Source organism: Xaviernesmea oryzae, assembly GCF_900109605.1.
Lineage (GTDB): Bacteria > Pseudomonadota > Alphaproteobacteria > Rhizobiales > Rhizobiaceae > Xaviernesmea > Xaviernesmea oryzae.
Map to the genome: position 1 here is coordinate 164,596 of NZ_FOAM01000009.1, position 24,166 is coordinate 188,761.

Annotated in this window: 16 protein-coding genes; 9 read left to right on the top strand and 7 right to left on the bottom strand. The window is 62.8% G+C overall.

Features of this window, described 5'->3' with window-relative positions; translation table 11 throughout:
• Window positions 1–5: 5 nt before the first annotated feature.
• Window positions 6–2,153, bottom strand: coding sequence for an NAD-dependent DNA ligase LigA (gene ligA, locus BMX61_RS13295; protein ID WP_075626707.1), 2,148 nt, complete (start codon window positions 2,151–2,153; stop codon window positions 6–8).
• Between the two features lie 437 nt (window positions 2,154–2,590).
• Between ligA and BMX61_RS25390 the strand changes: the two genes are divergently transcribed.
• Window positions 2,591–3,457, top strand: coding sequence for a calcium-binding protein (locus BMX61_RS25390; RefSeq protein ID WP_075626708.1), 867 nt, complete (start codon window positions 2,591–2,593; stop codon window positions 3,455–3,457).
• 120 nt (window positions 3,458–3,577) lie between these two features.
• Here the strand turns inward: BMX61_RS25390 and BMX61_RS13305 are convergent, their stop codons facing one another.
• From BMX61_RS13305 to BMX61_RS24690, 4 genes are all read right to left on the bottom strand, one after another.
• Window positions 3,578–4,318, bottom strand: a complete 741-nt coding sequence (locus BMX61_RS13305) for a hypothetical protein (protein ID WP_075626709.1) — start codon at window positions 4,316–4,318, stop codon at window positions 3,578–3,580.
• Between the two features lie 272 nt (window positions 4,319–4,590).
• Window positions 4,591–5,475, bottom strand: coding sequence for a 50S ribosomal protein L11 methyltransferase (locus BMX61_RS13310; protein ID WP_075626710.1), 885 nt, complete (start codon window positions 5,473–5,475; stop codon window positions 4,591–4,593).
• 276 nt (window positions 5,476–5,751) lie between these two features.
• The gene (locus BMX61_RS13315; RefSeq protein WP_075626711.1) at window positions 5,752–6,360 is read right to left on the bottom strand and encodes an SCO family protein; all 609 of its coding nucleotides are present in this window, start codon (window positions 6,358–6,360) and stop codon (window positions 5,752–5,754) included.
• Between the two features lie 124 nt (window positions 6,361–6,484).
• Window positions 6,485–6,634 (bottom strand): hypothetical protein, encoded by a 150-nt coding sequence (locus BMX61_RS24690; RefSeq protein ID WP_170854938.1) that lies wholly within the window; start codon window positions 6,632–6,634, stop codon window positions 6,485–6,487.
• A 187-nt stretch (window positions 6,635–6,821) separates the two neighbouring features.
• On the opposite strand from BMX61_RS24690, the gene BMX61_RS13320 reads away from it, so the two are divergent.
• Together BMX61_RS13320 and pncA are read left to right on the top strand one after the other, a co-directional pair.
• Entirely contained in the window at window positions 6,822–7,286 is a 465-nt protein-coding gene (locus BMX61_RS13320; RefSeq protein WP_075626759.1) for a chemotaxis protein CheW, read from the top strand.
• Window positions 7,287–7,530: 244 nt separating this feature from the next.
• On the top strand, window positions 7,531–8,163 hold the full coding sequence (gene pncA / locus BMX61_RS13325; RefSeq protein WP_075626712.1) for a bifunctional nicotinamidase/pyrazinamidase: 633 nt from the start codon (window positions 7,531–7,533) through the stop codon (window positions 8,161–8,163).
• Window positions 8,164–8,196: 33 nt separating this feature from the next.
• On the opposite strand, the gene BMX61_RS13330 is transcribed toward pncA, so the two are convergent.
• Entirely contained in the window at window positions 8,197–8,703 is a 507-nt protein-coding gene (locus tag BMX61_RS13330) for a CreA family protein (RefSeq protein WP_075626713.1), read from the bottom strand.
• 761 nt (window positions 8,704–9,464) lie between these two features.
• Between BMX61_RS13330 and BMX61_RS13335 the strand changes: the two genes are divergently transcribed.
• The 3 genes from BMX61_RS13335 to BMX61_RS13345 all read left to right on the top strand — a co-directional run bounded on the left by BMX61_RS13335 (window position 9,465) and on the right by BMX61_RS13345 (window position 12,159).
• The gene (locus tag BMX61_RS13335) at window positions 9,465–10,673 is read left to right on the top strand and encodes a DUF2778 domain-containing protein (RefSeq protein WP_234794677.1); all 1,209 of its coding nucleotides are present in this window, start codon (window positions 9,465–9,467) and stop codon (window positions 10,671–10,673) included.
• Between the two features lie 26 nt (window positions 10,674–10,699).
• A complete protein-coding gene (locus BMX61_RS13340; RefSeq protein ID WP_075626714.1) occupies window positions 10,700–11,512 on the top strand; it encodes a helix-turn-helix transcriptional regulator in 813 nt (270 codons plus the stop codon).
• Between the two features lie 140 nt (window positions 11,513–11,652).
• A complete protein-coding gene (locus BMX61_RS13345) occupies window positions 11,653–12,159 on the top strand; it encodes a YbhB/YbcL family Raf kinase inhibitor-like protein (RefSeq protein ID WP_324610602.1) in 507 nt (168 codons plus the stop codon).
• Window positions 12,160–12,274: 115 nt separating this feature from the next.
• On the opposite strand, the gene BMX61_RS13350 is transcribed toward BMX61_RS13345, so the two are convergent.
• Entirely contained in the window at window positions 12,275–14,926 is a 2,652-nt protein-coding gene (locus tag BMX61_RS13350; RefSeq protein ID WP_075626716.1) for an ATP-dependent helicase, read from the bottom strand.
• A gap of 495 nt (window positions 14,927–15,421) precedes the next feature.
• Here BMX61_RS13350 and BMX61_RS13355 point away from each other — a divergent pair, with 495 nt between their 5' ends.
• From BMX61_RS13355 to BMX61_RS13365, 3 genes are all read left to right on the top strand, one after another.
• Window positions 15,422–16,630, top strand: coding sequence for an efflux RND transporter periplasmic adaptor subunit (locus BMX61_RS13355; protein WP_075626718.1), 1,209 nt, complete (start codon window positions 15,422–15,424; stop codon window positions 16,628–16,630).
• A 17-nt stretch (window positions 16,631–16,647) separates the two neighbouring features.
• Entirely contained in the window at window positions 16,648–19,782 is a 3,135-nt protein-coding gene (locus BMX61_RS13360) for an efflux RND transporter permease subunit (protein WP_075626761.1), read from the top strand.
• A 387-nt stretch (window positions 19,783–20,169) separates the two neighbouring features.
• Entirely contained in the window at window positions 20,170–23,937 is a 3,768-nt protein-coding gene (locus tag BMX61_RS13365) for an AsmA family protein (RefSeq protein ID WP_083639346.1), read from the top strand.
• Window positions 23,938–24,166 lie beyond the last annotated feature (229 nt).

Below are 24,166 nucleotides of genomic sequence, written 5' to 3' on the forward strand. Positions count from 1 at the left end.
AAGGCTCAGCCGGCCGTCATGTCCAGCCATTCGTCTTCAGTGAGCACGGTGACGCCGAGCCCGCGCGCCTTGTCGAGCTTGGAGCCGGCATCGGCGCCGGCCACGAGATAGTCCGTCTTGGCCGAGATCGAGCCGGAGACCTTCGCGCCCAGCCGTTCGGCGCTGGCTTTGGCCTCGTCGCGCGTCATCCTCTCCAGCTTGCCGGTGAAGACCACCGTCTTGCCCGAGACGGGCGAGGCGCTGGCGGTTGGCTGCTCGGCGGGCAGGGGCGTGACTTCCTGAAGCAGGCGGCCGACCACGTCGAGATTGCGCGGCTCATGGAAGAATTCGACGACGGCTCGGGCCACGACCTCACCGATGCCCTCGATCCGGTTCAGATCCTCCCAGGCCTCCGAGCCTGGCTCTGCGGCCATCATCGCGGCGGCGAAGCTGTCATAATCGCCATAGGAGCGGGCCAAAAGCTTGGCATTGGTCTCGCCAACATGGCGGATGCCCAGCGCATAGATGAAGCGATGCAGCGCCACCTGACGGCGACCGTTGATCGCTTCGAACAGCTTGCGCACGCTGACACGGCCGAAGCCATCGATGTTTTCCAGTTTGGTCAGAGAGCCCTGCTGGCGCTTTTCCAGCGTGAAGATATCGGGCGCGGTGCGGATGGCGAGCGCCGGGTCTTCCGCCTCGAAGAAGAAGTCGATCTGCTTGGCCCCGAGACCCTCGATGTCGAAAGCATTGCGCGAGACGAAATGCTTGAGATGTTCGACCGCCTGGGCGCGGCAGACGAAGCCGCCGGTGCAGCGGGTGACGCTGTCGAGCTTGCCGGTCTTCTCGTTCTTCTCGCGCATGGCATGGCTGCCGCAGACGGGGCAGACCTTGGGAAATTCGAAGGGGACGGCGTCATCAGGCCGCTTCTCAAGGACGATGTCGACGATCTGGGGAATGACATCGCCGGCGCGCTGGACGATCACGGTGTCGCCGACGCGGATATCGCGGCCCTCGCGGATCGGTTGGCCGGCATTGCCGATGCCCTTGATGTAATCCTCATTGTGCAGCGTCGCATTGGTGACGACCACGCCGCCGACGGTGACCGGCGTCAGCCGCGCCACCGGGGTCAGCGCGCCGGTGCGGCCGACCTGGATGTCGATGGCGGTGAGATGGGTGAAGGCCTGCTCGGCGGGAAACTTATGCGCCGTCGCCCAGCGCGGCGAGCGGGAGCGGAAGCCGAGTCGGGCCTGCAGGTCCAGCCGGTCGACCTTGTAGACCACACCGTCGATATCGTAATCGAGGTCGGGCCGGGCAAGGCCGATCTCCCTGTAATGGGCGAGGATCGCCTCGATCGAGGAGAGACGCTTCATCAGCGGATTGATCTTGAAGCCCCAGCGCCCGAGCGCCGCGACCATCTCATATTGTGTCTCAGCCGGCAGGGACGACATCTCGCCCCAGGCATAGGCGAAGAAGCGCAGCTTGCGCGTGGCGGTGATCTTCGCATCGAGCTGGCGCAGCGAGCCGGCCGCTGTGTTGCGCGGGTTGACATAGGTCTGCCGCCCCTCGGCCTCCATCTGGGCATTCAGTGCGAGAAAGTCGCTCTTGGCCATATAGACCTCGCCGCGTACCTCCACCACATCGGGCGCATCTGATGGCAAGCTCTTGGGAATTTCGGCGATGGTCAGGATATTGGCGGTGACATTCTCGCCCGTCGTCCCATCGCCGCGCGTGGCGCCCGTCACCAGCTGCCGATTTTCATAGCGCAGCGACATGGACAGCCCGTCGATCTTCGGCTCGGCAGTAAAGGCAATCGATCCATCAGGCATCTGACCGAGGAAGCGATAGACGCTGCCGATGAAGTCCCGGACATCCTCGTCGGAAAACACATTGTCGAGCGAGAGCATCGGCCGCGCATGGGTAACCGGGGCAAAGAGCCCCGAGGGTGCGGCCCCGACCCGCCCCTCAGGGCTATCCGGCCGCTTCAGCGCGGGAAAACGCTCTTCGATCGCCTGATTGCGCCGCTTCAGCGCATCATAGTCGGCATCCGAAATCTCCGGCGCATCCTGCCCATGATAGAGCGCATCGTGCCGGGCAAGCTCGGCCGCCAGAAAGGCCAGCTCCTCCTTGGCATCGGCTTCGGTCAGATCGGCCACAGGCTTTCGGTCGGTCATGCTTTCACTCGGCAATCGGCGCGCAACCGGGCAAGAGCCTGATGACGCTGCCAGAACAGGGGGGAGCCTTAAGCCTCTGTCATCCAGACGCGCCGGCCGCCGCCCCTCATATCCCATCGCCGGCTTTGGTGGGAGACGCAAAAACCGGCGAAGCGATATCCGCTGACAACTCCGTGAAAAAGTGGGCTTCTTTAGGTGTTGACCGATCGAACCGTTTGAATTGAGCGCAAAAATACAACCGAAAGAATTTTCTATCAAAGGGTGTTGATGTGGTGAAAAATCATTCTCTTTGAAGATTCTTAGTTGCTTAATTAGCGTTTTCCTAGATAATCCGCGATGTCGTGCAGCCTGCAGATGGTGCATTTGACGCGCCTTGTGCGGCCATGAATGGCCGCTCTGTCTCATGTCTTTTCTTCTATACACGCGGAGATTTTGCTATGACGACTTACCTATCAAACAGCTGGCAAATTGGATCGGGATGGGAAAATTTCGTCGGTGATCGCTACGGCGTTGCGCGCGACGACGTTTTCCAGATCGGCGGCAATGATAGCAATGTAACGACCTATGGCGGCATCAAGAATGGTTGGGAAACTTTTGATGGCGGAGCAGGCGATAATGCCATCTATGTTGCTCCGAAGTCAGGTTACTATTGGACTGCGGTCATGATCGCCGATAATGGCCTTCATAATGTCCAGCATATTTGGTTCAATCAATCTTACGAAGGGCCTCGTCCGGTTTATTTCCAAGGAACTGTCGATTTTACGAGCGTTGTATCGATGTCTGCCGGCGTCAAGATCTTCGGCAGGAACGGCAACGACCATTTCATCGGTGGTAAGCTTGGGGAGTATGTCGAGGGCGATGCCGGCAACGACACGCTTGACGGTAATGACGGCGACGACACACTTTATGGCGATACGACGGATTACAATCCGTGGGCCTATGATCGCTCGGCCGCAGGCAACGATACCCTGAACGGCGGGGCGGGCAATGACAAGCTCTACGGCCAGGGCGGAAATGACATCCTGAATGGTGGCTCTGGAAATAACGAGCTTTGGGGCGGCGCGGGAGCCGATACGTTCCAGTTTACCGACGCTCACGATCATAGCAAGATCGGCGATTTCGTCTCGGGCACTGATATCATTCAGATCGACAGCTCGCTTGCGTCTAATTTTTCCGCGCTCACAATTACCAATAACGATGACAATAATGCTCATATCACCGTCGGTGATGTCGATATCACGTTGATTGGTATAAAGGCCGAAGATGTGAAATCAACAGACTTTGATTTCCACGCCTTTGTATAGTGACGAGCATAAACCGCTTGTTAAGATATCATAAACTCGATTAACCTAATCATCAAGGCGACCCAAAGTCCGTTTTGGGTCGCCTTTTGCATCAATATCAATGAAATTTCAATCTATAAATCAGCGCCATAGTGCAACTTTCCTATCCTCGTGGAAATTAAACACTGTTTTATCATCAATTTTTACATCAAAAGGCAAAATTGACGCTCTGCCATTGTCATCGAAATTAATTTTCACATCAACGCCAAATATCTCTTTGAATCTTTCTGTTGCTGCTTTCATCAGACCCTCCCCAAGTTTTGCGTCCCGTATTTTAAATTCATTGTCTATTTTATGTCGGTTCATATTGTAGTCGTATCCTGAAGAGCTAAAATTGACACGAATATCTTTTTCAATTTGCCCTTCTGAATTGTTCATGGATTTCGCTAATTTCAAATAATTTTCCTTTCCTTCTGTCATATATTCATCAAATGACATAATTTTGTACAAATTAAATTGCTCATTATAACTCGCTACGCCATCCGCTAAGCCATCAGCGAAAGCCTGGGCATTCTTTAGCGACTTTTCAACCGGAAAGAATCCCATGGCGGCAGCTTCCGGATCGTACTCGGTGACACTGAACCCATGCCCGCCCGACGCGCCGTTCAGGCCGGCTTGCGCACCTGCTGCCATGGCGCTCTTCTGCGCTTGGGAGATTTCGGTGGAGACGGTGCCGCCCACGGCGCGTGGGCTCGTCTTCTTCTGAGCCTCCTTCTGGGCGGAGGCAATGGAGATGATGGTATCGACGGCGCTGGTCCCCTTGGCTGCAACCCGTACGGGCTGCGACAGGATCAGGAGCGCTGCATTGCTGCTGCTTGGCATGGCAGACCTCGTCGGGTAGCCAGCGCGCCTCCCTCATGGCGGCGTGAGGCAAGGGAAAGCCGGATCTCATGTTCTGGCATCAATCGAATGTTGCTTATGCAACCTACGATCAAGGTGCTAACAAAGAATGAAAATACACGTCAGGCGTCGGTTACCTCGCGCCGATGCCTTTTCAAGATTGTAGAATTTCGTCAATTGCGCAGGAGCGGGAAGGCGTCGCGGGGCGTTGCATGGCGCGTGCCATCAGCGGCTAGGGGGCGCCTTGTCTTGTTTCACCGCAGCGGCTTGTCCAGATGGATCGTCACCCAGCCATTGCGCCAGAGGGTGCGCAGGTGCCGCAGGCGCTGGCCCTGATAGGCGGCCAGCACCTTCCAGCGTTGCTCGGCCAGAATGCCTGACAGGATCACCGAACCGCCCGGCGCGAGTTCGGCCACCAGCTGCGGCGCCATGCGCATCAGCGGGCGGGCCAGGATATTGGCGATGATCAGGTCGAAGGGGCCGTGGCGGCGGAAGGCGGGGGACTGGAAGCCGGCGGCGGTTTCCACGCGAATGCCTTCGGAAATGCCATTGCGACGGATGTTTTCGCGCGCCACGCGTGTAGCGATGGGGTCGATATCGGTGGCGAGCACCGGCACGGCGGCGAGCTTGCGCGCGGCGATCGCCAGCACGCCGCTGCCGGTGCCGAGGTCGAGAACCCGGGCAGGCTTGCGCGCGCGCATGACGCTGTCGATCATCTCCAGGCAACCGGCCGTGGTGCCGTGATGGCCGGTGCCGAAAGCCTGGCCGGCGTCGATTTCGATCCCGATATCGCCCGTCCGGCGCTTGTCGCGATCATGCGAGCCGTGCACGAGGAAACGTCCGGCACGCACCGGCTTCAAGCCTTCGAGCGACAAGGCCACCCAGTCGAGGTCGGGCAGGACTTCCGATTCTATCGCGGCACCCGGCAGCTGATCCTCGACGATCGCCTGGAAGCGCGGGCGGACCTGCTCTTCCTCCTCGAACAGCATATAGACCGAGGCTTCCCAGAGATCGGCCTTTTCGTCCATCTCCATGGTGGCGATGGCATAGCCCTCGTCCTCGAAGGCATCGGTCATGGCAGACAGCAGGCGCTCGGCCTGTTTTTCGCTGGTGCGCACGAAAAGCCGCATCTCGCTCAAGGGGTCGTCCTCCGTCCGGCCGCGGTTCGGCCTCTCGTTTTTGGTTTTGCGATTGCCGGGTCGGCCGGTTGCTGATGGCAGCCGGTTATCACAGGATCGGCGGCGCGCAAACGTCTTCCTTCCGCCTGAACGTGCGTCCTTGCCCTGCTGAGGGTCTGCTTTGGCGGACTGAAATCGACGCTGTGGCTGTTCGTGTAGCGGCCCGATTGGTCGGCTTGCGTTTGTGGGGGGGGACAGGATCAAGCAGCGGGTGTCATCGGTCTCAAGCAGACAGAGTTAGCCTGCAGCGAGATTTTCGAGCTTCTTCACCGCCGTCTCCGGGTTTTCGCCATAGGCGATGGTGCCGCGGAAGCGACCTTCGGCATCCAGCAGAAAGACGGAGGCGGTGTGGTCCATTGTATAGTCGCCATCCGGTTTGGCCGCATCGACCGGCACCTTTCGCGCATAGACGCGGAAGCCCTTGACCATCGCCATCACCGCGTCAGGCGAGCCGGAAAGGCCGGTGACCCGGTCGGATACATTGGCGATGTAGCGGCCGAGCAGCTCGGGTGTGTCACGCTCGGGATCGACGGTGACAAAGAAGGCCTGCAGTTTGCGCGCTTCCGGGTCCACCTGCTTCAGCCAGCCGTTCATTTCGAAAAGCGTGGTGGGGCAGACCTCTGGGCAATGAGTGAAGCCGAAAAAGAGAAGCGTCGGCTTGCCCAGGAAGGCGTCGCGCGTGACCGCGCCGCCCTGACCGCTGACCAGTGTGAAGGGAACGCCGAACGGACCTTCCGCCGCTTTGACGGGCGCTTCGCGATTGGCGATGTCATAGGTCACCCATCCAAGCGCGCCGGCCAGAACCGCAACGAGCAGCCAGAGAATGAGACGGACGGCTTTCAGCATCGGGATATTCCATGCGGGGCGCGCGGGACGATCAATCCCGCATCAGGACCGCGACCGTAAATCATCGGGGTCGGGTCGGCAATTCACGCGGTCGGGCAGCGTCATCGTGCCGCGCGGTGTGTCCCTAAAAACACCAGGACAGGCCCGACTGGCCGAAGACCAGCATCATATCCGCACCATGGGCCAGCCAGCCGCGAAAGCCGGCAAGGGCGATCAGCGCCAGGCCGAAGCCAAGGATCAAGGCGGGAGCGGGAAGGCGGGTGAGGGCTCGCATGTCGGCAGTGTAATGCCGGCCGCGCTGCCTGCCAAGCGCGCGCTCTGCATCATGCCGCCGAATCGCTCTTAGCAAAAGCTTTACCGGCTGTGTGCGACTGTGGCCGCTAGAGCAAACATCCAGGCGGGAGAGGAGCCCAATCGGCTTCCGAGATCCCGAGGCGTCGGGAAAAGGTCTCATGAGCAATATGAGCAATACGATCAAGCAGTCAGGCGCCTATCTGGAGATCGTCTCCTTTCATCTGGGCGACCAGGAATTCTGCATCGACATCATGGCGATCCGCGAAATTCGCGGCTGGGCGCCGGTAACGCCGATGCCGCACACGCCGCCTTACGTGCTGGGACTGATCAACCTGCGCGGCGCCGTCATCCCTGTCATCGACATGGCCTGCCGCCTGGGCATGAAGATGACCGAGCCTTCCGAGCGCGCCGCCATCATCGTGACCGATATCGCCGGCAAGCTGGTCGGTCTCCTGGTGGAGCAGGTCTCCGACATGATGACGATCCGCGCCGAGGATCTGCAGCCGGCGCCGGAAATCATACCCGAAGGCCAGCGCGCCTTCTGCCGCGGCATCGTTGCACTCGAAAAGAGCATGGTCTGCTTCCTCAACCTCGACACTGTCATCGCCGACGAACTGGCCCAGGCCGCTTGATCGGCGCACCGGTTCTGCCTCATCGCATCAAACCCGACGGCGCCTCTTGTCGAGGCGCCGTCGGGCTTTGACGTTTTGCCGCCCGCATTGGTTGAGATATTGCTGCCAAGCATCTGTTTGCATGGTCGAAATCGAATACAGATCGATTTTTAAACAATTGTGAGGCAAGCCGTGGCATCGTATGTGCCGTCTGCCCATCGCCTTTGCCATAGGGCGGGGGTCTGCGCGCAAAAGGACAAGTGCCATGAAATGCCTCCTGCTCATCGACATCCAGAATGGGTTCTGCACGGGCGGCAATCTCGCCGTGCCGGACGGCGAGGCCGTGGTGCCGGTCGCCAATCGGCTGATGGCGGAGGGCGGCTATGATCTCATCGTCGCCTCGCAGGACTGGCATCCGGCCGATCACGGCAGCTTCGCCTCGCAGCATCCCGGCGCCAAGCCTTTCGAAATGGGCACGCTGAACGGACGTCCGCAAATGCTCTGGCCCGATCATTGCGTGGAAGAAACCGTGGATGCGGAATTTCATCCGCAGCTGGACAAGTCGCGCATCGGTTTCGTCCAGCGCAAGGGAATGGATCCCGACGTCGACAGCTATTCCGCCTTTCGCGACAACGACCAACTGGCCTTGACGGGGCTTGCCGATTATCTCGCGGCGAAAGGCGTGACGCGGCTGGACCTCTGCGGTTTGGCGACGGATTATTGCGTGCGTTTTTCCGCGCTCGATGCCCGCGCCATGCTGCCGTCGGTCAATGTACGGGTGATTGAGGACGCCTGCCGGGGCATCGATCCCACCGGCGTCGAGGCGGCCTATGACGCGATGGCCGCCGCCGGCATCGGCCTGGTCACCTCGACCACGGTGCTGGCCGAGGAGGCGTGAGGCGACAGGCCGGCGCACCCGAGGCGCGTGATCTTATTTCGGCGCGCCATCCTTCCAGGTGACCTGCTGGCCGTAGAGAGGCACGGTCGAGATCGACATCTTGGCCGAGCCGTCGGTCAATTCGCGCGAATGGGCGAGATAGATCAGCGTATTGTTCGTCTTGTCATAGATCCGGTTGACCACCAGCTTCTTCCAGATCAGCGACATGCCCTCGCGGAACACCTCTTCGCCATCCTGGCCCATATCGATCTTGCCGATCGAGATCGGCCCTGTCTGGCGGCAGGCAATGGAATTGTTCGACGGATCCTCGAACCAATTGCCCTTTTTCAGCCGGTCCAGGACGCCCCGGTCAAAATAGGTGACGTGACAGGTCACGCCCTCGACCTTCGGGTCCGTGACAGCGTCGATCTTGATGTCATTGCCCATCCAGTCGACCCCGACCTTGCCCACGGTTTCGGCTTGCGCCGAAGGTGCTGCAAGGGGCAGGGCGAGCGCGGCAACGAGCGCCAGCGCGCAGGTCAGGCGGATCTTGGCAGGCATGGGGAACTCCAGGTTCAACAGTCCGAGCATAGATAAGATCGCTCTAAGACGTTGCAATGGACGAGAGCGTGCGGTTTCGACGATCTTTGCGGCATCGCGATTCCTGGGGATGTCGCCGCGGAAGATTTTCTAGGTCGATATGACCGGCCGAGGCACGTTGACAGGTGGCGGACAGCCTTGCCGCAATTCGAGCGGTGTTTGAAAAAATCAGTGCAAGAATTTGATAACCCTAGCTCAGCGGTGGGCAATAGGCCTCGACCGACTCCCGGCCTTGACGTCTCGCTCCCGAAGATGTGAGCATGCTGGGCATCCCTCGCTCTAAGGATGGGGCCGGGCGTAAAGGAAACGGTTACCATATTTCGCCATTCTTTAGCCGTCTCCGGATGGTGTGGACAGCGTGAGGCAAGCGAATCACGCGCGGCACCACCGGGTGCCCGGCGCTGTTCGACAGGTCCATGAGGCCTGCGGCGATTCCGGCAATGTGGGGGCAGTTCATCTTTTCCAGCTTGGAAGCGATGGGTCGCTCGATCCTCTTTTTCTCGGCTATTCCTCAGGGGAAGGGCATCGGTTGCCTTTGCCCTGATGAGACCGAGCATGCTCAAGAGTCAGAGTGGATGGCGCAGGCGATCGAAAATCACATGGGGATGCAGAGCTGGAACACCGGTTCTGCGCGATCGAGCAAACGTGGGCGGAGCGCCCTTCCGGCTTTTCTGGGCGTAACGCTCACAGGTGGCGCGGCCATGGCCTGCTGGCTTGTGACCATGGCGACGATGCACCAGGTGTCCGGCAATATGGATCCGCTGGCGCGCCCGCGTTTCGATGCGTCCCTGGGGCTCTCGGCCTTGCCGCAGACTGCCGCCGCCTCGGCACAGCGCCTTGTACACCCCACCAAATTCGCGCGCCTCGGCCTGCCGCCGCTCGATGTCGCCGCCCGCGCTGTCCGTCAGCCTGAAACGCCGCAGGCCGCGCTGAAGATCGAGTCGGCCAAGCTCGGTCTTGCCCTGGCGCTTGCAAAATCCAATGCCGATCTGCGGCCTGCCATGCAGATGGCCAGCGCGCAGGCCACCGCGCCATCGCCGGGGCCGATGGCCGCGATCCAGACCGTGCATGTCGCCGTTGCAGGCCCGAAGCTGCCTGCAGCGCCCGCGCTGCCTCCTCTCGCGGCCGCAACACCGGCTGACCCGTCCGGCGAAGGCGCGCCGGTGGAAACCGCCGAGGCCGATATCGCACCGATCCGTCCGCATGCCATGGTCGAACCCGATCCGCAAAAGACCGGCGCGCTTGCCAAGCCCTTCAGCCTCGTTCTGTCCAACAGCGAGACGGCCGAACCTCTGCCGGATCTCGGATCGCTGCCGCTGGCGCGCCCCGGCATGGCGGCCGAAGCCCGCCGTGCGCTGGCGCCGGCTGATGTCGACGAGGATGAAGACGAGAGCCCCATTCCCGCGCGCCGCAAACCTGCGCGCACGGAACTGGCCTATGCCAAGCCCGATTCACCGATCGAGGACGATGCGCCGCTGCGCTCTCCCTTGATCGGTCGGCGCGGTGTGGCTGTCTACGATATTTCCGCCGGCCGGGTGCACATGCCGAATGGTGAGGTTTTGGAAGCCCATTCCGGCATCGGCAAGATGCGCGACAACCCCGATTTCGTCCATATTTCGATGCGCGGCCCGACACCGCCGGGCACCTACAAGGTGACGCTGCGCGAATCTTTGTTCCACGGCGTGGAAGCCGTGCGCCTGACGCCGATCGACGGCGTGGCGCCGCATGGTCGGGTGGGCCTGCTGGCACATAGCTACCTTCTGCGCACCCGTGGCGACAGCCATGGCTGCGTTGCCTTTGCCGATTATCCCCGCTTCCTCAAGGCGTTCAAGCGCGGCGAGATCTCGCAGATGGTGATCGTCAAGAGCCTCAAGGGTGGCTTCTCGCCGCAAAAGAAAACGCTGGCGTCGCTGTTCTCCTGGGGCAAGTGAGGCGGTCCGCCTGGGGATGAACGCCGATGTCTCTCAGCGCTGATCAGCCACGGCATCAAGACGAGCCATGCGTCGAAATCCTGCATATAACCCAGGCGACGCGGGCCGTCTTTTCAGAGCTTTTCATCCGCATGGCGTTCCTCTGCTTCATCCAAGCGGGGGAAAAGCGCGTGGTTTGCCCTCGCAAGGGCGAGATGACCGGCCGGGAAGGCGACCTGCTGATCTTCCCGCCCGGCTCCATCGTCACCTTGGAAAACCGGCCGCTTCTCGATGCGCATTACGAGGCTGACGGCGTCTATTTCTCGCCCGCTTTGCTGAAGTCCGTCTTTGCCGATCAAGCCTCAGGGGGTGGCGGGGACGTTCAGTTGCTGACGGCGGAGCCGCATCGCCCCGGTATCGTCTTGGAGCTCATTCGCCAGACCTTGGCGGATGCCAGCCTGCCGGCGCCAATCCGCGCATCCCGTCTTCTGGAACCCTTGATCTGGCTGCGGCATCACGGCATCCGGCTGCCTTCGCAACAGTCCGAACAACCGCTCGCCAAGGTGCGCGAACTGATTGAAGCGCAACCGGACCGGCAGTGGCGCGCGGGCGAGGTGGCGAGCCACTTTGCGATGAGCGAGGCGACCTTTCGCAGGTGGCTCGCAAAGTCCGGTCAAGGATTTGCGCAGATCCTGTTGAACAGCCGGCTGGAAAAAGGGCTGACGCTTCTGCAGACGACGTCTGCATCCGTCTCCAGCATTGCGCTGGACTGTGGCTTCAAGACCCCCTCCCACTTTTCAGATTCGTTCAGGAAGCGCTTTGGTATTACGCCGTCTGCCATTCGCTCGACGTCAGCTTGATCAAAATCCGATAGTTTATGCCAGCCTGCCGGAAGCGGCTGATCATGCCTGCCGCTAGAAGACGCATCGTTGTCACGACCTATGGAGAAGGGTGAAACATGCTTCCGAGAAAAATGTCTGCCGGTGTCGTCATGGCCTTGATGATGGCCGGCTCCGCTGCAGCCCAGAACTTCACATTGACCAGCGGTGCCATGGCTGAGGGTTTACAGCTTTCAGCCGATCAGGTGTTCAAGGGATTTGGATGCAATGGCGGCAATCGCTCGCCGGATCTGGCCTGGACGAATGCGCCCAAGGGCGCGAAAAGCTTTGCGATCACGGCCTACGACCCGGACGCACCGACGGGGTCCGGCTGGTGGCACTGGTCGATGGTCAACATTCCGGCCAATACCACACAGATCAAGGCTGCGGCCAGCGGCACGCCAGACGTGCCGAAAGGTGCGCTGGAATTGAAGAACGATTATGGCGTCGCCGGCTTTGGCGGAGCCTGCCCCCCGCCCGGTCATGTCCATCGCTATATCTTTACCGTCCACGCGCTCGACGTCGATGCGCTCGACCTGCCGAGGGAGGCAAGCAACGCTCTGGCCGGATTTATGATTGGCGCGCATAGCCTCGGCGAAGCCCGGCTGACCGCCGTTTACAATCGATAAAGCGCAGGGCGCCGGATCGATGGACTTCCGACCTTCGATCCGGCGTCTGTCTCAAACCGATGGCGAACGCTGCCCGTCAGCGACAGCGTGTGATGCGCGGGCACAGCTGTTGCCGTTATGCCGTCGCTTCCAGAAAGCTCTCCAGCACCCGCTTCTGCCCGGCGCGGTCGAAATCGATGGTCAACTTGTTGCCCTCGATCATCGCCACGGTGCCATTGCCGAATTTCATGTGGAAGACGCGGTCGCCGATGGCGAAGCGTGAGGGGGTGTCGACAGCCGATTTGGCAATCAGTTCCCCCTCGATCGTGCGCGCCCGCGGGCCGCTTTCACCATAGCCGACGCGCTCGACGCTCACGCCGGAGCGGTTGCCCCAATTGGTGCGCGTGGCATCCGTGCGATTGGCCTGCGCGCGCTTCCAGCCGGGCGTGGAGTAGGAGTTCGTGAAGGGGTCCTGCGTGTCGAAGCGCGATTGGCCATAGCCGCCACGTCCATAACCACCATAGGAACTATCCGTTTCGGCCACCTCGACATGAGGCTCGGGCAACTCATCCAGAAAGCGCGACGGGATGGTCGATTGCCAGAGGCCGTGGATGCGCCTGTTGGACACGAACCAGAGATGGCAGCGCCGCTTGGCCCGGGTCAGCCCGACATAGGCCAGCCGCCGCTCTTCCTCCAGACCCGCGCGCCCACCTTCGTCGAGCGAGCGCTGGTGTGGAAACAGCCCTTCTTCCCAGCCGGGCAGGAACACCGTATCGAATTCCAAGCCTTTGGCCGAGTGCAGGGTCATGATGTTGACGGCGTCGAGATTCTCGTTCTGCTCGGCATCCATCACAAGCGAGACGTGTTCGAGAAAGCCGCGTAGGCTCTCGAAGCTCTCCATGGAGCGGATCAGTTCCTTCAGGTTGTCCAGCCGGCCCGGCGCATCGGCGGATTTGTCCGCCTTCCACATGTCGGTATAGCCGGATTCCTCAAGAATGATTTCCGCCAGTTCCGTATGCGGCGTCGTCTCCAGAAGGCCCTGCCAGCGGCGGAACATGGTCACCACGTCGAAGAGCGATTTCCGCGCCTTCGGCTTCATCTCGTCGGTCTCGATCATCTCGCCGGCGATCTGGAACATCGGGATGTCGCGTGCGCGGGCTTGATCGTGGATCAGACGCACGGTGGTGTCGCCGAGCCCGCGCTTGGGCACGTTGACGATGCGCTCGAAGGCCAGATCGTCGGCCGGCTGGCAAACCATGCGGAAATAGGCCATGGCATCGCGGATTTCCTGGCGCTCATAGAAGCGCGGGCCGCCGATGACGCGGTAGTTCAGGCCAAGCGTGACGAAGCGGTCTTCGAATTCACGCATCTGGAAGGAGGCGCGAACGAGAATGGCCATATTGTTCAGCGGATGCTTCTGGCGCTGAAGCTGCTCGATCTCCTCGCCGACGGCGCGCGCTTCCTCTTCCGAGTCCCAGGCGGCATGAACCTTGACCTTGACGTCTTCGGGATCCGTGCGCTCGGTAAACAGCGTCTTGCCCAGTCGCCCTTCATTATGGGCGATCAGATGGGCCGCAGCGCCGAGAATATGGGCGGTCGAGCGATAGTTGCGCTCGAGCTTGATGACGGTGGCGCCCGGAAAATCCTTTTCGAAGCGCAGGATATTGTCCACTTCCGCACCACGCCAGCCATAGATCGACTGGTCGTCATCGCCGACGCAGCAGATATTGACGCGTTGATCGACCGCGATCGGAGCCTCGCCCGCTGGGATAAAGCGTGCGCCAGCATCAGCGAAACCCGCTGCCGCCTCGTGCGTCGGCGTGGGCCGGCGGCTTCGCGGCCGCTGGGCGAGCAGCCGCAGCCACAAATATTGCGCGGTGTTGGTGTCCTGATATTCGTCGACCAGAATATAGCGGAAGCGGTCGTGATATTCGCGCAAGAGGTCGGGATGGGCGCGGAAGATCGCGATCGGATGCAGCAGAAGATCGCCAAAATCGCAGGCATTCAGCGTTTTCAGCCGCGCCTGATAGGCGGCATAGAGTTCGCGACCCTTACCGTTGGCAAAAGCGCGTGCGTCGCCTTCCGGAATGTCGGCTGGCAGCAGCCCCTTGTTCTTCCACCCGTCGATCATGCCGGAAAACTGCTTGGCCGGCCAGCGCTTGTCGTCCAGCCCCTCGGCCTGGATGATCTGCTTGATCAGCCGCACCACGTCATCCGTGTCGAGGATGGTGAAATCGGAGCGCAGCCCGGCAAGTTCCGCATGGCGGCGCAGCAGCTTGACGCCGATGGAGTGGAAGGTGCCGAGCCAGGGCATGCCTTCGACCGCGCCACCGACGAGAACGCCGACACGCTCCTTCATTTCGCGTGCGGCCTTATTGGTGAAGGTCACCGCAAGGATCTGCGAGGGATAGGCACGGCCGGAGGCCAGGATATGGGCGATGCGGGTGGTCAGCACCCGTGTCTTGCCGGTGCCCGCACCAGCCAGAACCAGCACGGGGCCATCGAGCGTTTCTACCGCTTTACGCTGTTCCGGGTTCAGGCCGGAGAGATAGTCGGCCGTGCTCGGGCCGCCACGCGCCGCCATGGCACGCGCCGCAATCCCGCCAGCCGCCATGCGCTGGGCGCCGTGAGGTGCTGGAGAGCCGAAAGCCCGAGAATCCCTGCTTCCGTCGCCATTGCCGCCCAATGCAGCTCCGTCCAATGCCTGTTCAGCACGCGCCTTTCCCCGGGGTGCGCGCGCCGGCGGCTCCTCGTCGAAGAAGGGAATATCGTCAAAACCGTTGCTCATGGCTGCTCAATGTAGTGATTCGGCTCTTAAAGGCTATAAGGCTGTTCTTCTTTTATTCCCTCTGCCGGGCTGATCGATCGGTCTCCGGGGCTAGGAGGAAGCGCTCGCGCTGCAATGACAATTGCGTCATGCGCGGGGTTAAGCGGTTGCGCGCACCGGCCACGCAGAGGATAGTCTGCAGCGTTATCAAGGCCCTGTTGAAGGCGTTTGTATGATGCGGCAGGTCCTGTCGCCTGGTGCGGTTGCAGACGGATGGATCGGGAACCGTCTTTGCCTGGACCCTTCGGCTTGCTCGTGCGTCATTCTGGGTCGCCGGCTTGTCGATCCGGATCGCTGCCGAAGGGCTGCCTTGCCAAGCGCCAGGAGCTTTCATCTTCCAGATTGACGGTCGCGCCCTAAGTTCTTGTTTTGCCGAATATCGTCTTCGGAGGTCGGCGAAAGCAAGGGCTGTGCGGCATATTTTGTCTTTGAGTTCATGCAAGGAGAATGCTTGGAATGCGCCTGACGACGCAGCTTGCCATCGGTGCCGTGCTTCTGGTCGCCACAGCGGGTGTTGCCCTGCGCGTCGTGCCCGGCGCTGCCGCAATGCTGGAGCGTGCCGGCGTGCCGGTATCCGTGACCAGTCTGGTGGCCGGCAAGCCTGACCCGGGCGCGGGGACGGGCAGTGAGGCTTCCGGGCAGGCGGCTCCCCGCCAGGGCGGACGCGGCGGTCCGGCCGGTCCGCCGCTTGTGGTCGCGCAGGCCGTCGCGGTTGGCACCGTCAATGACCGGATCGAGGCCTTGGGCACCAGCGAGGCCAAGAGCACGGTGTCGGTCACCCCGCTTTCGGCCGGCAATCTGACTGAGGTGCTCGTTCGCTCGGGGGATCGGGTGGAGATTGGCCAGGTGATAGCCCGGCTCGACAATGAGGCGCAGAAAATCGCGGCGGAGGAGGGCCGGGTGGCAGTGGAAAAAGCGCGCGATGCGCTCGAACGCAACCGCCGCCTGGGCAATGCGGTTTCGATCGCGGCCTTGCGCCAGGCGGAATTCGAGCTGCAGGCCGCCGAGCTGCAGCGCCAGTCGGCCGAGCTGGACCTCAAGCGACGCGATATTCTCTCGCCCGCCAAGGGCGTCGTCGGCATCATCACCGCCAATCCGGGCGATTACGTCACCACTTCCACAGCGGTCGCCGTGGTCGATGACCGCAGCGAAATCCTGATCGATTTCTGGGTGCCGGAGCGCCTGGCCAACCAGATCGCCGTTGGCCAGTCGGTCGCCGCCTCCGCCGTGGCCTTGCCCGCGCGGCCCTTTACCGGCACCGTCTTTGCCATCGACAATCGCATCGATCAGGCCAGTCGAACCCTGCGCGTGCGCGCCAGGCTCGACAACCCCGAGGACCTCCTGCGGGCCGGCATGTCATTTACGGTTCAGGTGCGTTTTCCCGGTGAGGTCTACCCGGCCGTCAATCCGCTTGCCGTGCAATGGAGTTCGGATGGCGCCTTTGTCTGGCAGGTTGTCGAGGATGTGGCAAAGCGCGTGCCGATCAGGATCATCCAACGCAATTCCGATGCCGTTCTGGTCGATGCGGCGCTCAAGAAGGGCGACAGTGTGGTGATCGAAGGCGTGCAGCGGGCACGCGACGGCGGCAAGGTGCGTGTCGATGGTACCGATCCCGCGCCATCCACGCGCAATCAGGAAATATCGAAGGCGGAGAGCCGGCCGTGAAGCATGAGCTGCCGCGCATCGAGCCGACACCCCATCAGCCGGCCCCCAGCGGCGGGCAGGCGGGCTTCACCGCGCTCTTCGTGCGCCGCCCGATTTTTGCGTTGGTCGTCAATCTGCTGATCATCGTCGCCGGCCTCGCCGCGCTGAATGGGGTGGAAATACGCGAACTGCCGCAGGTCGACCGTCCCGTCGTCTCGGTCACAACGACCTTCGACGGCGCCTCGCCGGAGACGGTGGACCGGGAAATCACCTCGGTGATCGAAGGTGCCGTCAGTCGCGTGCAGGGCATCAAGAACATCTCCTCCACCTCGCAATATGCCCAAAGCCGGGTGACGCTGGAATTTTCCGATGCGACCGATGTCAGCCAGGCGGCCAATGACGTGCGCGACGCGCTCGGCCGGGTGACCAACACGCTACCGGAAACGGCCGACGCCCCGCAGATCGTCAAGGCGGACGCCGACAGCCAGCCGATCCTGCGCCTGGCATTGACCTCCGACCGGCTGTCGACCGAAGACCTCTCGCTGCTGGCCGAAAACGAGGTGACCGACCGGCTCGCCGCCGTCGAGGGCGTGGCCGATGTGCAGATCAATGGCGAGCAGGAGAAGATCTTTCGCGTCGATGTCGACCAGAACCAGCTGGCGGCACGCGGCCTGACGGTGGCTAATCTGCGCACCGCACTCGCCACGGCCTCGCTCGACGTGCCCGCAGGGTCGCTGACCAGCGCCAATCAGGATATTTCGGTGCGCGCCACCGCCGATCTGCAGACGCCGGAGCAGTTCGAGAGGCTGCTGCTGGCCGACAATATCCGTCTTGGCGATGTCGCCACCGTGACGCTCGGGCCTGATATCGGAACCTCGGCGCTGCGCTCAAACGGCAGCCCCGGTATCGGCCTCGGCATCATCCGCCAGGCGCAGTCCAACACGTTGGATATTGCCGAAGGCGTGCGCCGTAGCGTCGGCGAGATCAATGCAGTGCTGCCAGAGGGCACGCAGCTGCAGATCACCAGCGACGATGCCGTCTTCATCGAAGGTGCGATCCATGAGGTGGAGATCGCTCTGGTTGCCGCCGTGCTGGCCGTCACCGTCGTGATCTATCTCTTCCTGCTCGACTGGCGGGCCACGCTGATCCCGACCATGACCATGCCGATTGCGCTGATCGGCACCTGCGCCGCGATCTATCTCGCAGGCTTCTCCATCAATATCCTGACGCTGCTCGCCATCGTGCTGGCCACCGGTCTCGTGGTGGACGACGCCATCGTCGTTCTGGAAAACATCGTCCGCCGCAGGGCCGAGGGCATGGGCCCGCGCGCAGCGGCGGTGCTCGGCACGCTTGAAGTGTTTTTCGCGGTGCTGGCCACGACGGCCACGCTGGCGGCCGTCTTCATTCCGCTTTCCTTCCTGCCCGGGCAGACGGGCGGGCTCTTCCGCGAGTTCGGCTTCGTTCTCGCCTTCTCGATTCTGCTCTCGGCCTTTGTCGCGCTGACGCTTTGTCCGATGCTGGCGGCGCGCATGCTGAAGCCGCATTCGGCCGATCATGGCCGCACTGGACCGCTCGGGCGGTTAGGCGCGCTTTTGTCAGGCGCTTATCGCCGCTCCCTTGCCGCCTGTCTCAATGCGCCTTTGGTGGTCTTCATCGTTGCCGGGCTGGTGGCGGCCGGCGGCGGCATTGCCTTCACCGCGCTGACCTCGGAGCTGACGCCGAGCGAGGACCGTTCGCGCATCATGCTACGCATCCAGGCGCCGCAAGGTGTCTCGCTGGATTATACCCAGGCGCAGATGCGCCGGATCGAGGATGGGCTGAAGCCGCTCTTCGAGCGCGGCGAGATCGCCAATGTCTATTCGGTCTCGGGTCAAGGCGGCAACGTCAATTCCGGCTTCATGGTGCTCTCGCTTGCGCCTTGGAGCGAGAGAGCGCGCAGCCAGCAAGAGATTTCGCGTGAGATCACCCGCATCGCTGCCGGCATTCCCTCCGTGCGCGCCTTTCCGATGCAGCCGAACAGCCTTGGCATTCGCGGCGCAGGTAGCGGATTGCAGGTGGCGCTCGTCGGCAATGATTACGAGAAGCTCGGGCAAGCCGCATCCGAGTTGGTGCGCCGGCTGGAAGACAGCGGCCGCTTTGAAAATGTTCGCCTGAACTATGAGGCGAACCAGGCCCAGCTGTCGGTCACTATCGATCGCGAACGCGCCTCCGATCTCGGCATCGACATCACCGGCTTGTCCGCCGCGCTCCAGGCCATGCTGGACGGCAACAGCGTCGTTGACGTCTTCGTCGATGGCGAGGCCTATCCGGTCAAGCTCGTCTCAACGACGAGGCCGGTCAACGATCCGACCGATCTCGCCAACATCTTCCTGAAGACGGCGGAGGGGAAGATCGTGCCGATGTCCACCATCGCGTCGATTGAGGAGCGGGCGGTGGCGCCGCAGCTGGAGCGCCAATCGCAGCTGCGCGCCGTCTCCCTTTCGGCAGGCCTGCGAGAGGGCGTGGGCTTGGGCGATGCGCTGGCCTTCGCGCAGGAAGCGGCAGCCCCGCTTTTGCCGCCGGGCTCCCGGCTGGTGCCGTTGTCGGAGGCGGCGACGCTCGGCGAAAACGCCAATGGCCTCGTCATCACCTTCGGCTTTGCGCTCGTCATCATCTTCCTGGTGCTGGCAGCCCAGTTCGAAAGTTTCATCAGTGGTCTGGTGATCATGTCGACCGTGCCGCTGGGGCTTGCCTGCGCGGTGTTCGCCATGCTGCTCACCGGCAACACGCTGAACATCTACAGCCAGATCGGTCTCGTCCTTCTCGTGGGCATCATGGCCAAGAACGGCATCCTGATCGTGGAATTCGCCAATCAGCTGCGCGAGCGTGGGCAGGGGCTGCGCGAGGCGATCGAAAATGCCGCCAATATCCGCCTGCGCCCTGTCATGATGACGATGATCGCCACCATCGTTGGCGCGGTGCCGCTGGTGCTGGCCAGTGGAGCAGGGGCCGAGGCGCGCATCGCACTGGGCTGGGTGCTCGTCGGCGGGCTGGGGCTTGCGACCGTCGTCACCCTGTTTCTGACGCCGGTTGCCTATCTGGTCATCGCCCGATTCTCCAAGCCGCGCGCGGATGAGGAACATCGCCTGGCGCAGGAACTGGCCCTTGCACGCAGCATGGAGGCGGCGCAGTGATCCTGTGCCAATTCGGCACAGAGATGCGGCGCGGCCTGCCTTCATGCGTGGCGGATTGGACACCCTGGCAGCGGGAAATCGGGAATGGCAGGGCGTGCCCGGTGGACTTCGTCAAGAGGTTCTGGACAAAGCGCTTTTGATTTCTAAGAGTAGATTGCAGAAGGGTCTGATATTCGGCCGCAGGATGGGGCGCCGGCTGGACAAGGGCCATGATGCGCCGGCCGAATGGGCGCCTACGCGAGCGGCGTAAGTGCGGTGACCGGTCGTATGTCAACGGTTCTGCGCATGGCGGTATCGACAGGCGGCGTTGCGCTTTGGCGCTGGTGAACGGGAAGAGGGCGGGCCCTGTCGGCGCGTCCGTTGTAAAGATAAGGCTGTTGCGTCCTGGTGCTCTCGCGGATCTTCGTCGTCGTCGGTGGACTTCTGGTCGTGGCGTTGTTCGGCGCCCTGATCGCCCCGCTGTTTATCGACTGGACCAATTTCCGCCAGGATTTCGAGCGTGAGGCAACGCGCATCATCGGCCAGCCCGTGACGGTGCATGGCAGCGTCGACGCGCGGCTCATTCCCTTTCCCTCTGTCACGCTCAACGATGTGCGCATCGGCCGTGGTGAGGATGGCGCGCCGCTGGTCACCGTGGCGCATTTCGCCATGGATGCCGAGCTTGCACCATTTCTCAGCGGCGAAGCGCTGATCTTCGATATGCGCCTCGACCAGCCCAAGGCGAAGCTCAAGCTTCTGCCCGATGGCACGCTCGACTGGGCACGAGGCCGCCAGGCCTCCATCCCCGCCAAGAGCGTGGTGCTGGAAAATGTGTCCGTCACGGGCGGTGAGGTCGAATTTATCGACGAGCAGACCGGCCGCACGCGCCATGTCACCGGCCTGGACGCCGATCTTTCCGCGCGCACGCTCGCTGGCCCCTGGCAGGTGGAAGGGCGCGGCGCGCTGGATGGCGAGGCCGGGCGCTTCTCCCTGTCGAGCGGCGAGCCGGATGACGAAGGCGCCCTGCCGCTGCGCGCCCGTCTCACGCCGGACAAGCGGCCCTTCGGTGTCGATCTCGACGGCATTTTGAAGATCGTTGATTTCCGTCCGCTCTATCAGGGCCGCTTCACCTTGACGGAAAATCGCGGCCAGCAAGCCCAGCCCGTCAGCTCTCAGGATGTCCAGGCGCCGCGCATCAACGGCACCTTCGAACTGACCAACGAGCGGATCCGGGTGCCGGATTACCGATTGGAAGTCGGCCCGCGCGACGATCCCTATCTGGTGACCGGCGAGGCGACGCTGGATACGGGCAAGGTGCCGCAATTCCTTCTGCTGGCCAATGGGCAGCAGATCGATGTCAGTCGAATCGGCAATCGCGGCGAGGCGGGCAAGACCAATCGCAATCCTGAAGTGTCCGTGCGTCAGCGGCTTCAGGCAATGCTGGCGCTCCTGGCCGATATTCCGATTCCGCAGGTGCCCGGAAAGGCCAATCTTCGCCTGCCGGCCATCGTTATCGGTGACACGACCGTGCGCGACGTTCGACTGGATCTGCGGCCCGATCGCGCCGGGTGGATGGTCGACAATGCCGTGGCGCAGCTGCCTGGCCGCACGCAGCTGGAGGCCAAGGGCCGTCTGACGCTCGTCGGCCAGCGTGCCTTTCGCGGCGATCTGCTGATTGCCTCCACGCAGCCTTCGGGCCTCGCCAGCTGGTTGGCGGGTTCGGTCGATCCGGCGCTGCGCCGGCTGCCGACGGCGGGCTTCTCCGCCACCGTCAACCTGACCGACAGCCTGCAGCAGTTCGAGCGGCTGGAGATCGCCGCTGGGCCTGCCACCTTGCGCGGGCGTATCGAGCGGCAGTCGCTTCCGGATGCGCCGCCGACGCTGACCGTTCAGCTCAAGGGCAACCGCGTCGATCTCGACGCACTGCGGGCGCTGACGGGCCTTGCTGCCGGCGACACGTCCAGTGAAACGGTGCTCGCGCATACGATCGCAGCCGATATTTCCGCCGAGGAGTTCGAGGCTTTTGGCGAGACCGCGCGCGATGTGCAGCTGGTCGCAACCTTGAAGAACGGTCAGTTGCAGGCCGAGCGCGTATCGATCGGCGATCTGGCCGGCGCACAGCTCGCTTTGTCAGGCCGAATGAGCGGCCAGTTCTCCAATCCGGCCGTGGCCGCCAAGATGAAGATAGCGGCAGAGGATCTGACGCCGCTGCTGCAGCTGATCGCGCGCCATGCCCCGGCCCATCCGGCCTTTGAGCGGCTGGTGCGCGCCGGGCCCTATTACGCCAATGCGGCACTCGATTTCACCCTGACCTCGGGCGCCAAGGACGGGGCGGCAACCGCCAATTTCGGCATGGTCGGCACGGCCAATGGCTCGCGCCTCGCCGTCAACTATCAGGCGCCGGACCTGCAGAAAGCGCTCTCCGGCGAAGGGCTGCTGCTCGAAGCGACGATCGAAAATCCTTCGAGCCTCGTCGTCCTCGGGCAGACGGGCTTCGACCCCTTGCCCTTCGATCCCGACGGCAACGGCCTGATGTCGCTGAAGCTTCAGGAAACCGACGGCAGCGAGGCGGCAGCTGCGCTGAACCTGACGACGCAGAACACCACGCTAGCGCTGACCGGCGATGTCGATCTCGCTGCGGCCGATTTTCTCGCGGGGCAGGGAAAGCTGGTGCTGGAAAGCCGGGACCTGGAGCCCCTGCTTCTGCTGCAAGGCGTTTCGCTGCCGCAAATGGGCACAGGGCTACCGGCGCAGGCCAAAGCGGACATTGCGGTCACGCGCGAAAAGGTGACGCTTGCCAACCTGCAGGGTCAGGCAGCGGGCGATGGCTTTTCCGGGACGCTGACGCTTGACCGCATGACACCCGGCAAGGCGGAAGGGCAGATCGCGGTCGACACGATCAGCCTGCCCTGGATGGCCGAAGGCATTCTCGGCCCGCTGACCGACCCGGCCGCCGAGCAATTGTCGGATGCGCGCCTGCCGCCTGCGCCCTGGACCGGGCTCGACATGCGCCTGGGCGTCACGGCCAAGCAGTTCTGGCCGGGACTTTACGGTGCCGTCGGAAATTTTGCCGGCACGCTTGCCTGGCGCGGCGATCAGCTCGACATGACGGACGCCAAGGGCGACTGGCTGGGCGGCAAGGCGACGGGGCAGATGCGGCTCGGCAGCAATGGCGGCTCCGGCTTCCTTGAGGGCAAGCTGTCGATCGCCAATGGCGATCTCGGCCAGGCTGTGTGGCAGCGGCAGGGCCAGCCCGTGGCGCGCGGGACCGGCGATTTTGCGGTGACCTTCAACGCCTCCGGTGCAAGCCCGCGGGCCATGGCGCAATCGCTGACGGGCTCCGGCACACTGGCGCTGAAAGATACGGTGCTGAAGGGGATCCGCACCGATGTGTTCCCGGATCTGCTGGCGGCGGCCGATGGGCAGCAGGGCGAGCTGACGCCGGCGCGCACCGCCGCGCTCGCCGCGCCGCTTGTCTTTGCCGGAGAGGCCAAGCTCGGCAACGTCACCATTCCCTTCACCATTGCGGGTGGCACGCTGCGTGCGCAGGAGATTGCCGCTGGCGATGCCGGGGCATTGGTTGCCGGCGATCTCGAATTGCAGCTGCCGGAAGACCGCATCGCCGGCGCGCTGACGCTGACCTACAAGGCCGGCGAGGCCGCTTTGGCCGGGGCGGAGCCGGCCGTGATCGTCCAGGTCGCCGGCCGGCTTCAGGACCCCGGCATCTCCGTCGATTACGGGCCGATCTCCGGCTATCTGTCTCTGCGGGCCTTCGAGCGTGAGCGCCGACGCGTGGAAACGTTGCAGGCCAACGTGCTGGAAAAGCAGAGACTTCGCCGAGAAGCCGGACTGGCTCGGGCTCAAGTCGAAGCCCGCGAGGCCGAGCGTCTGCGCCTTGAGGAGGAGGATCGCCGCCGCCGGGCCGCCGCAGCCGAAGCAGCGCGCTTGCGCGCCGAGCAGGCCAGAGCGGCGGAGGAAGCACGCCGGCAGGCCGAGGCGGCCGCACAGGCGGCAGCTGCCGCACGCCAGGCCCGCGAGGCTGCCGAAGCGGCGCGGCGCGCGCGGGAGGCGGCACCCCCTGCCGCAGGCAGCACGCCGGCGACACCGCAGAACCCCGCCGGTGGCAATCAGCCCAATCTCGACTTTCAGTCCTTGCCCGGTCTCCGCGCGCCTTGAGCGACCTGCGCGATGCCGCAGCCTCTAGAGCATCGGACCGAAAAGCGGGAACCGGTTTCGGAGAAATCCGATGCGAAAACAAAAATTGAGAGCGTCAGACTGCGTATGATTTTCATTCCGACGCTCTCGTCATTCATTGAACTTGACTTAAAAAGAATTTTCGGCGGCAGATGGAGCGCTGTGGCATCATGCGGTCACACTGGGCAAGATGCACCGGACTCTTGCGTGA

Excerpts from the sequence above, each read along its gene's own strand:
- BMX61_RS13315 (WP_075626711.1), bottom strand. The coding sequence starts at position 6,360 with ATGCTGAAAGCCGTCCGTCTCATTCTCTGGCTGCTCGTTGCGGTTCTG.
- BMX61_RS13320 (WP_075626759.1), top strand. The coding sequence starts at position 6,822 with ATGAGCAATACGATCAAGCAGTCAGGCGCCTATCTGGAGATCGTCTCC.
- BMX61_RS25390 (WP_075626708.1), top strand. The coding sequence starts at position 2,591 with ATGACGACTTACCTATCAAACAGCTGGCAAATTGGATCGGGATGGGAA.
- BMX61_RS13340 (WP_075626714.1), top strand. The coding sequence starts at position 10,700 with ATGTCTCTCAGCGCTGATCAGCCACGGCATCAAGACGAGCCATGCGTC.
- BMX61_RS13355 (WP_075626718.1), top strand. The coding sequence starts at position 15,422 with ATGCGCCTGACGACGCAGCTTGCCATCGGTGCCGTGCTTCTGGTCGCC.
- BMX61_RS13335 (WP_234794677.1), top strand. The coding sequence starts at position 9,465 with ATGGCGACGATGCACCAGGTGTCCGGCAATATGGATCCGCTGGCGCGC.
- BMX61_RS13330 (WP_075626713.1), bottom strand. The coding sequence starts at position 8,703 with ATGCCTGCCAAGATCCGCCTGACCTGCGCGCTGGCGCTCGTTGCCGCG.
- BMX61_RS13350 (WP_075626716.1), bottom strand. The coding sequence starts at position 14,926 with ATGAGCAACGGTTTTGACGATATTCCCTTCTTCGACGAGGAGCCGCCG.
- pncA (WP_075626712.1), top strand. The coding sequence starts at position 7,531 with ATGAAATGCCTCCTGCTCATCGACATCCAGAATGGGTTCTGCACGGGC.
- BMX61_RS24690 (WP_170854938.1), bottom strand. The coding sequence starts at position 6,634 with ATGCGAGCCCTCACCCGCCTTCCCGCTCCCGCCTTGATCCTTGGCTTC.
- BMX61_RS13305 (WP_075626709.1), bottom strand. The coding sequence starts at position 4,318 with ATGCCAAGCAGCAGCAATGCAGCGCTCCTGATCCTGTCGCAGCCCGTA.
- ligA (WP_075626707.1), bottom strand. The coding sequence starts at position 2,153 with ATGACCGACCGAAAGCCTGTGGCCGATCTGACCGAAGCCGATGCCAAG.
- BMX61_RS13345 (WP_324610602.1), top strand. The coding sequence starts at position 11,653 with ATGATGGCCGGCTCCGCTGCAGCCCAGAACTTCACATTGACCAGCGGT.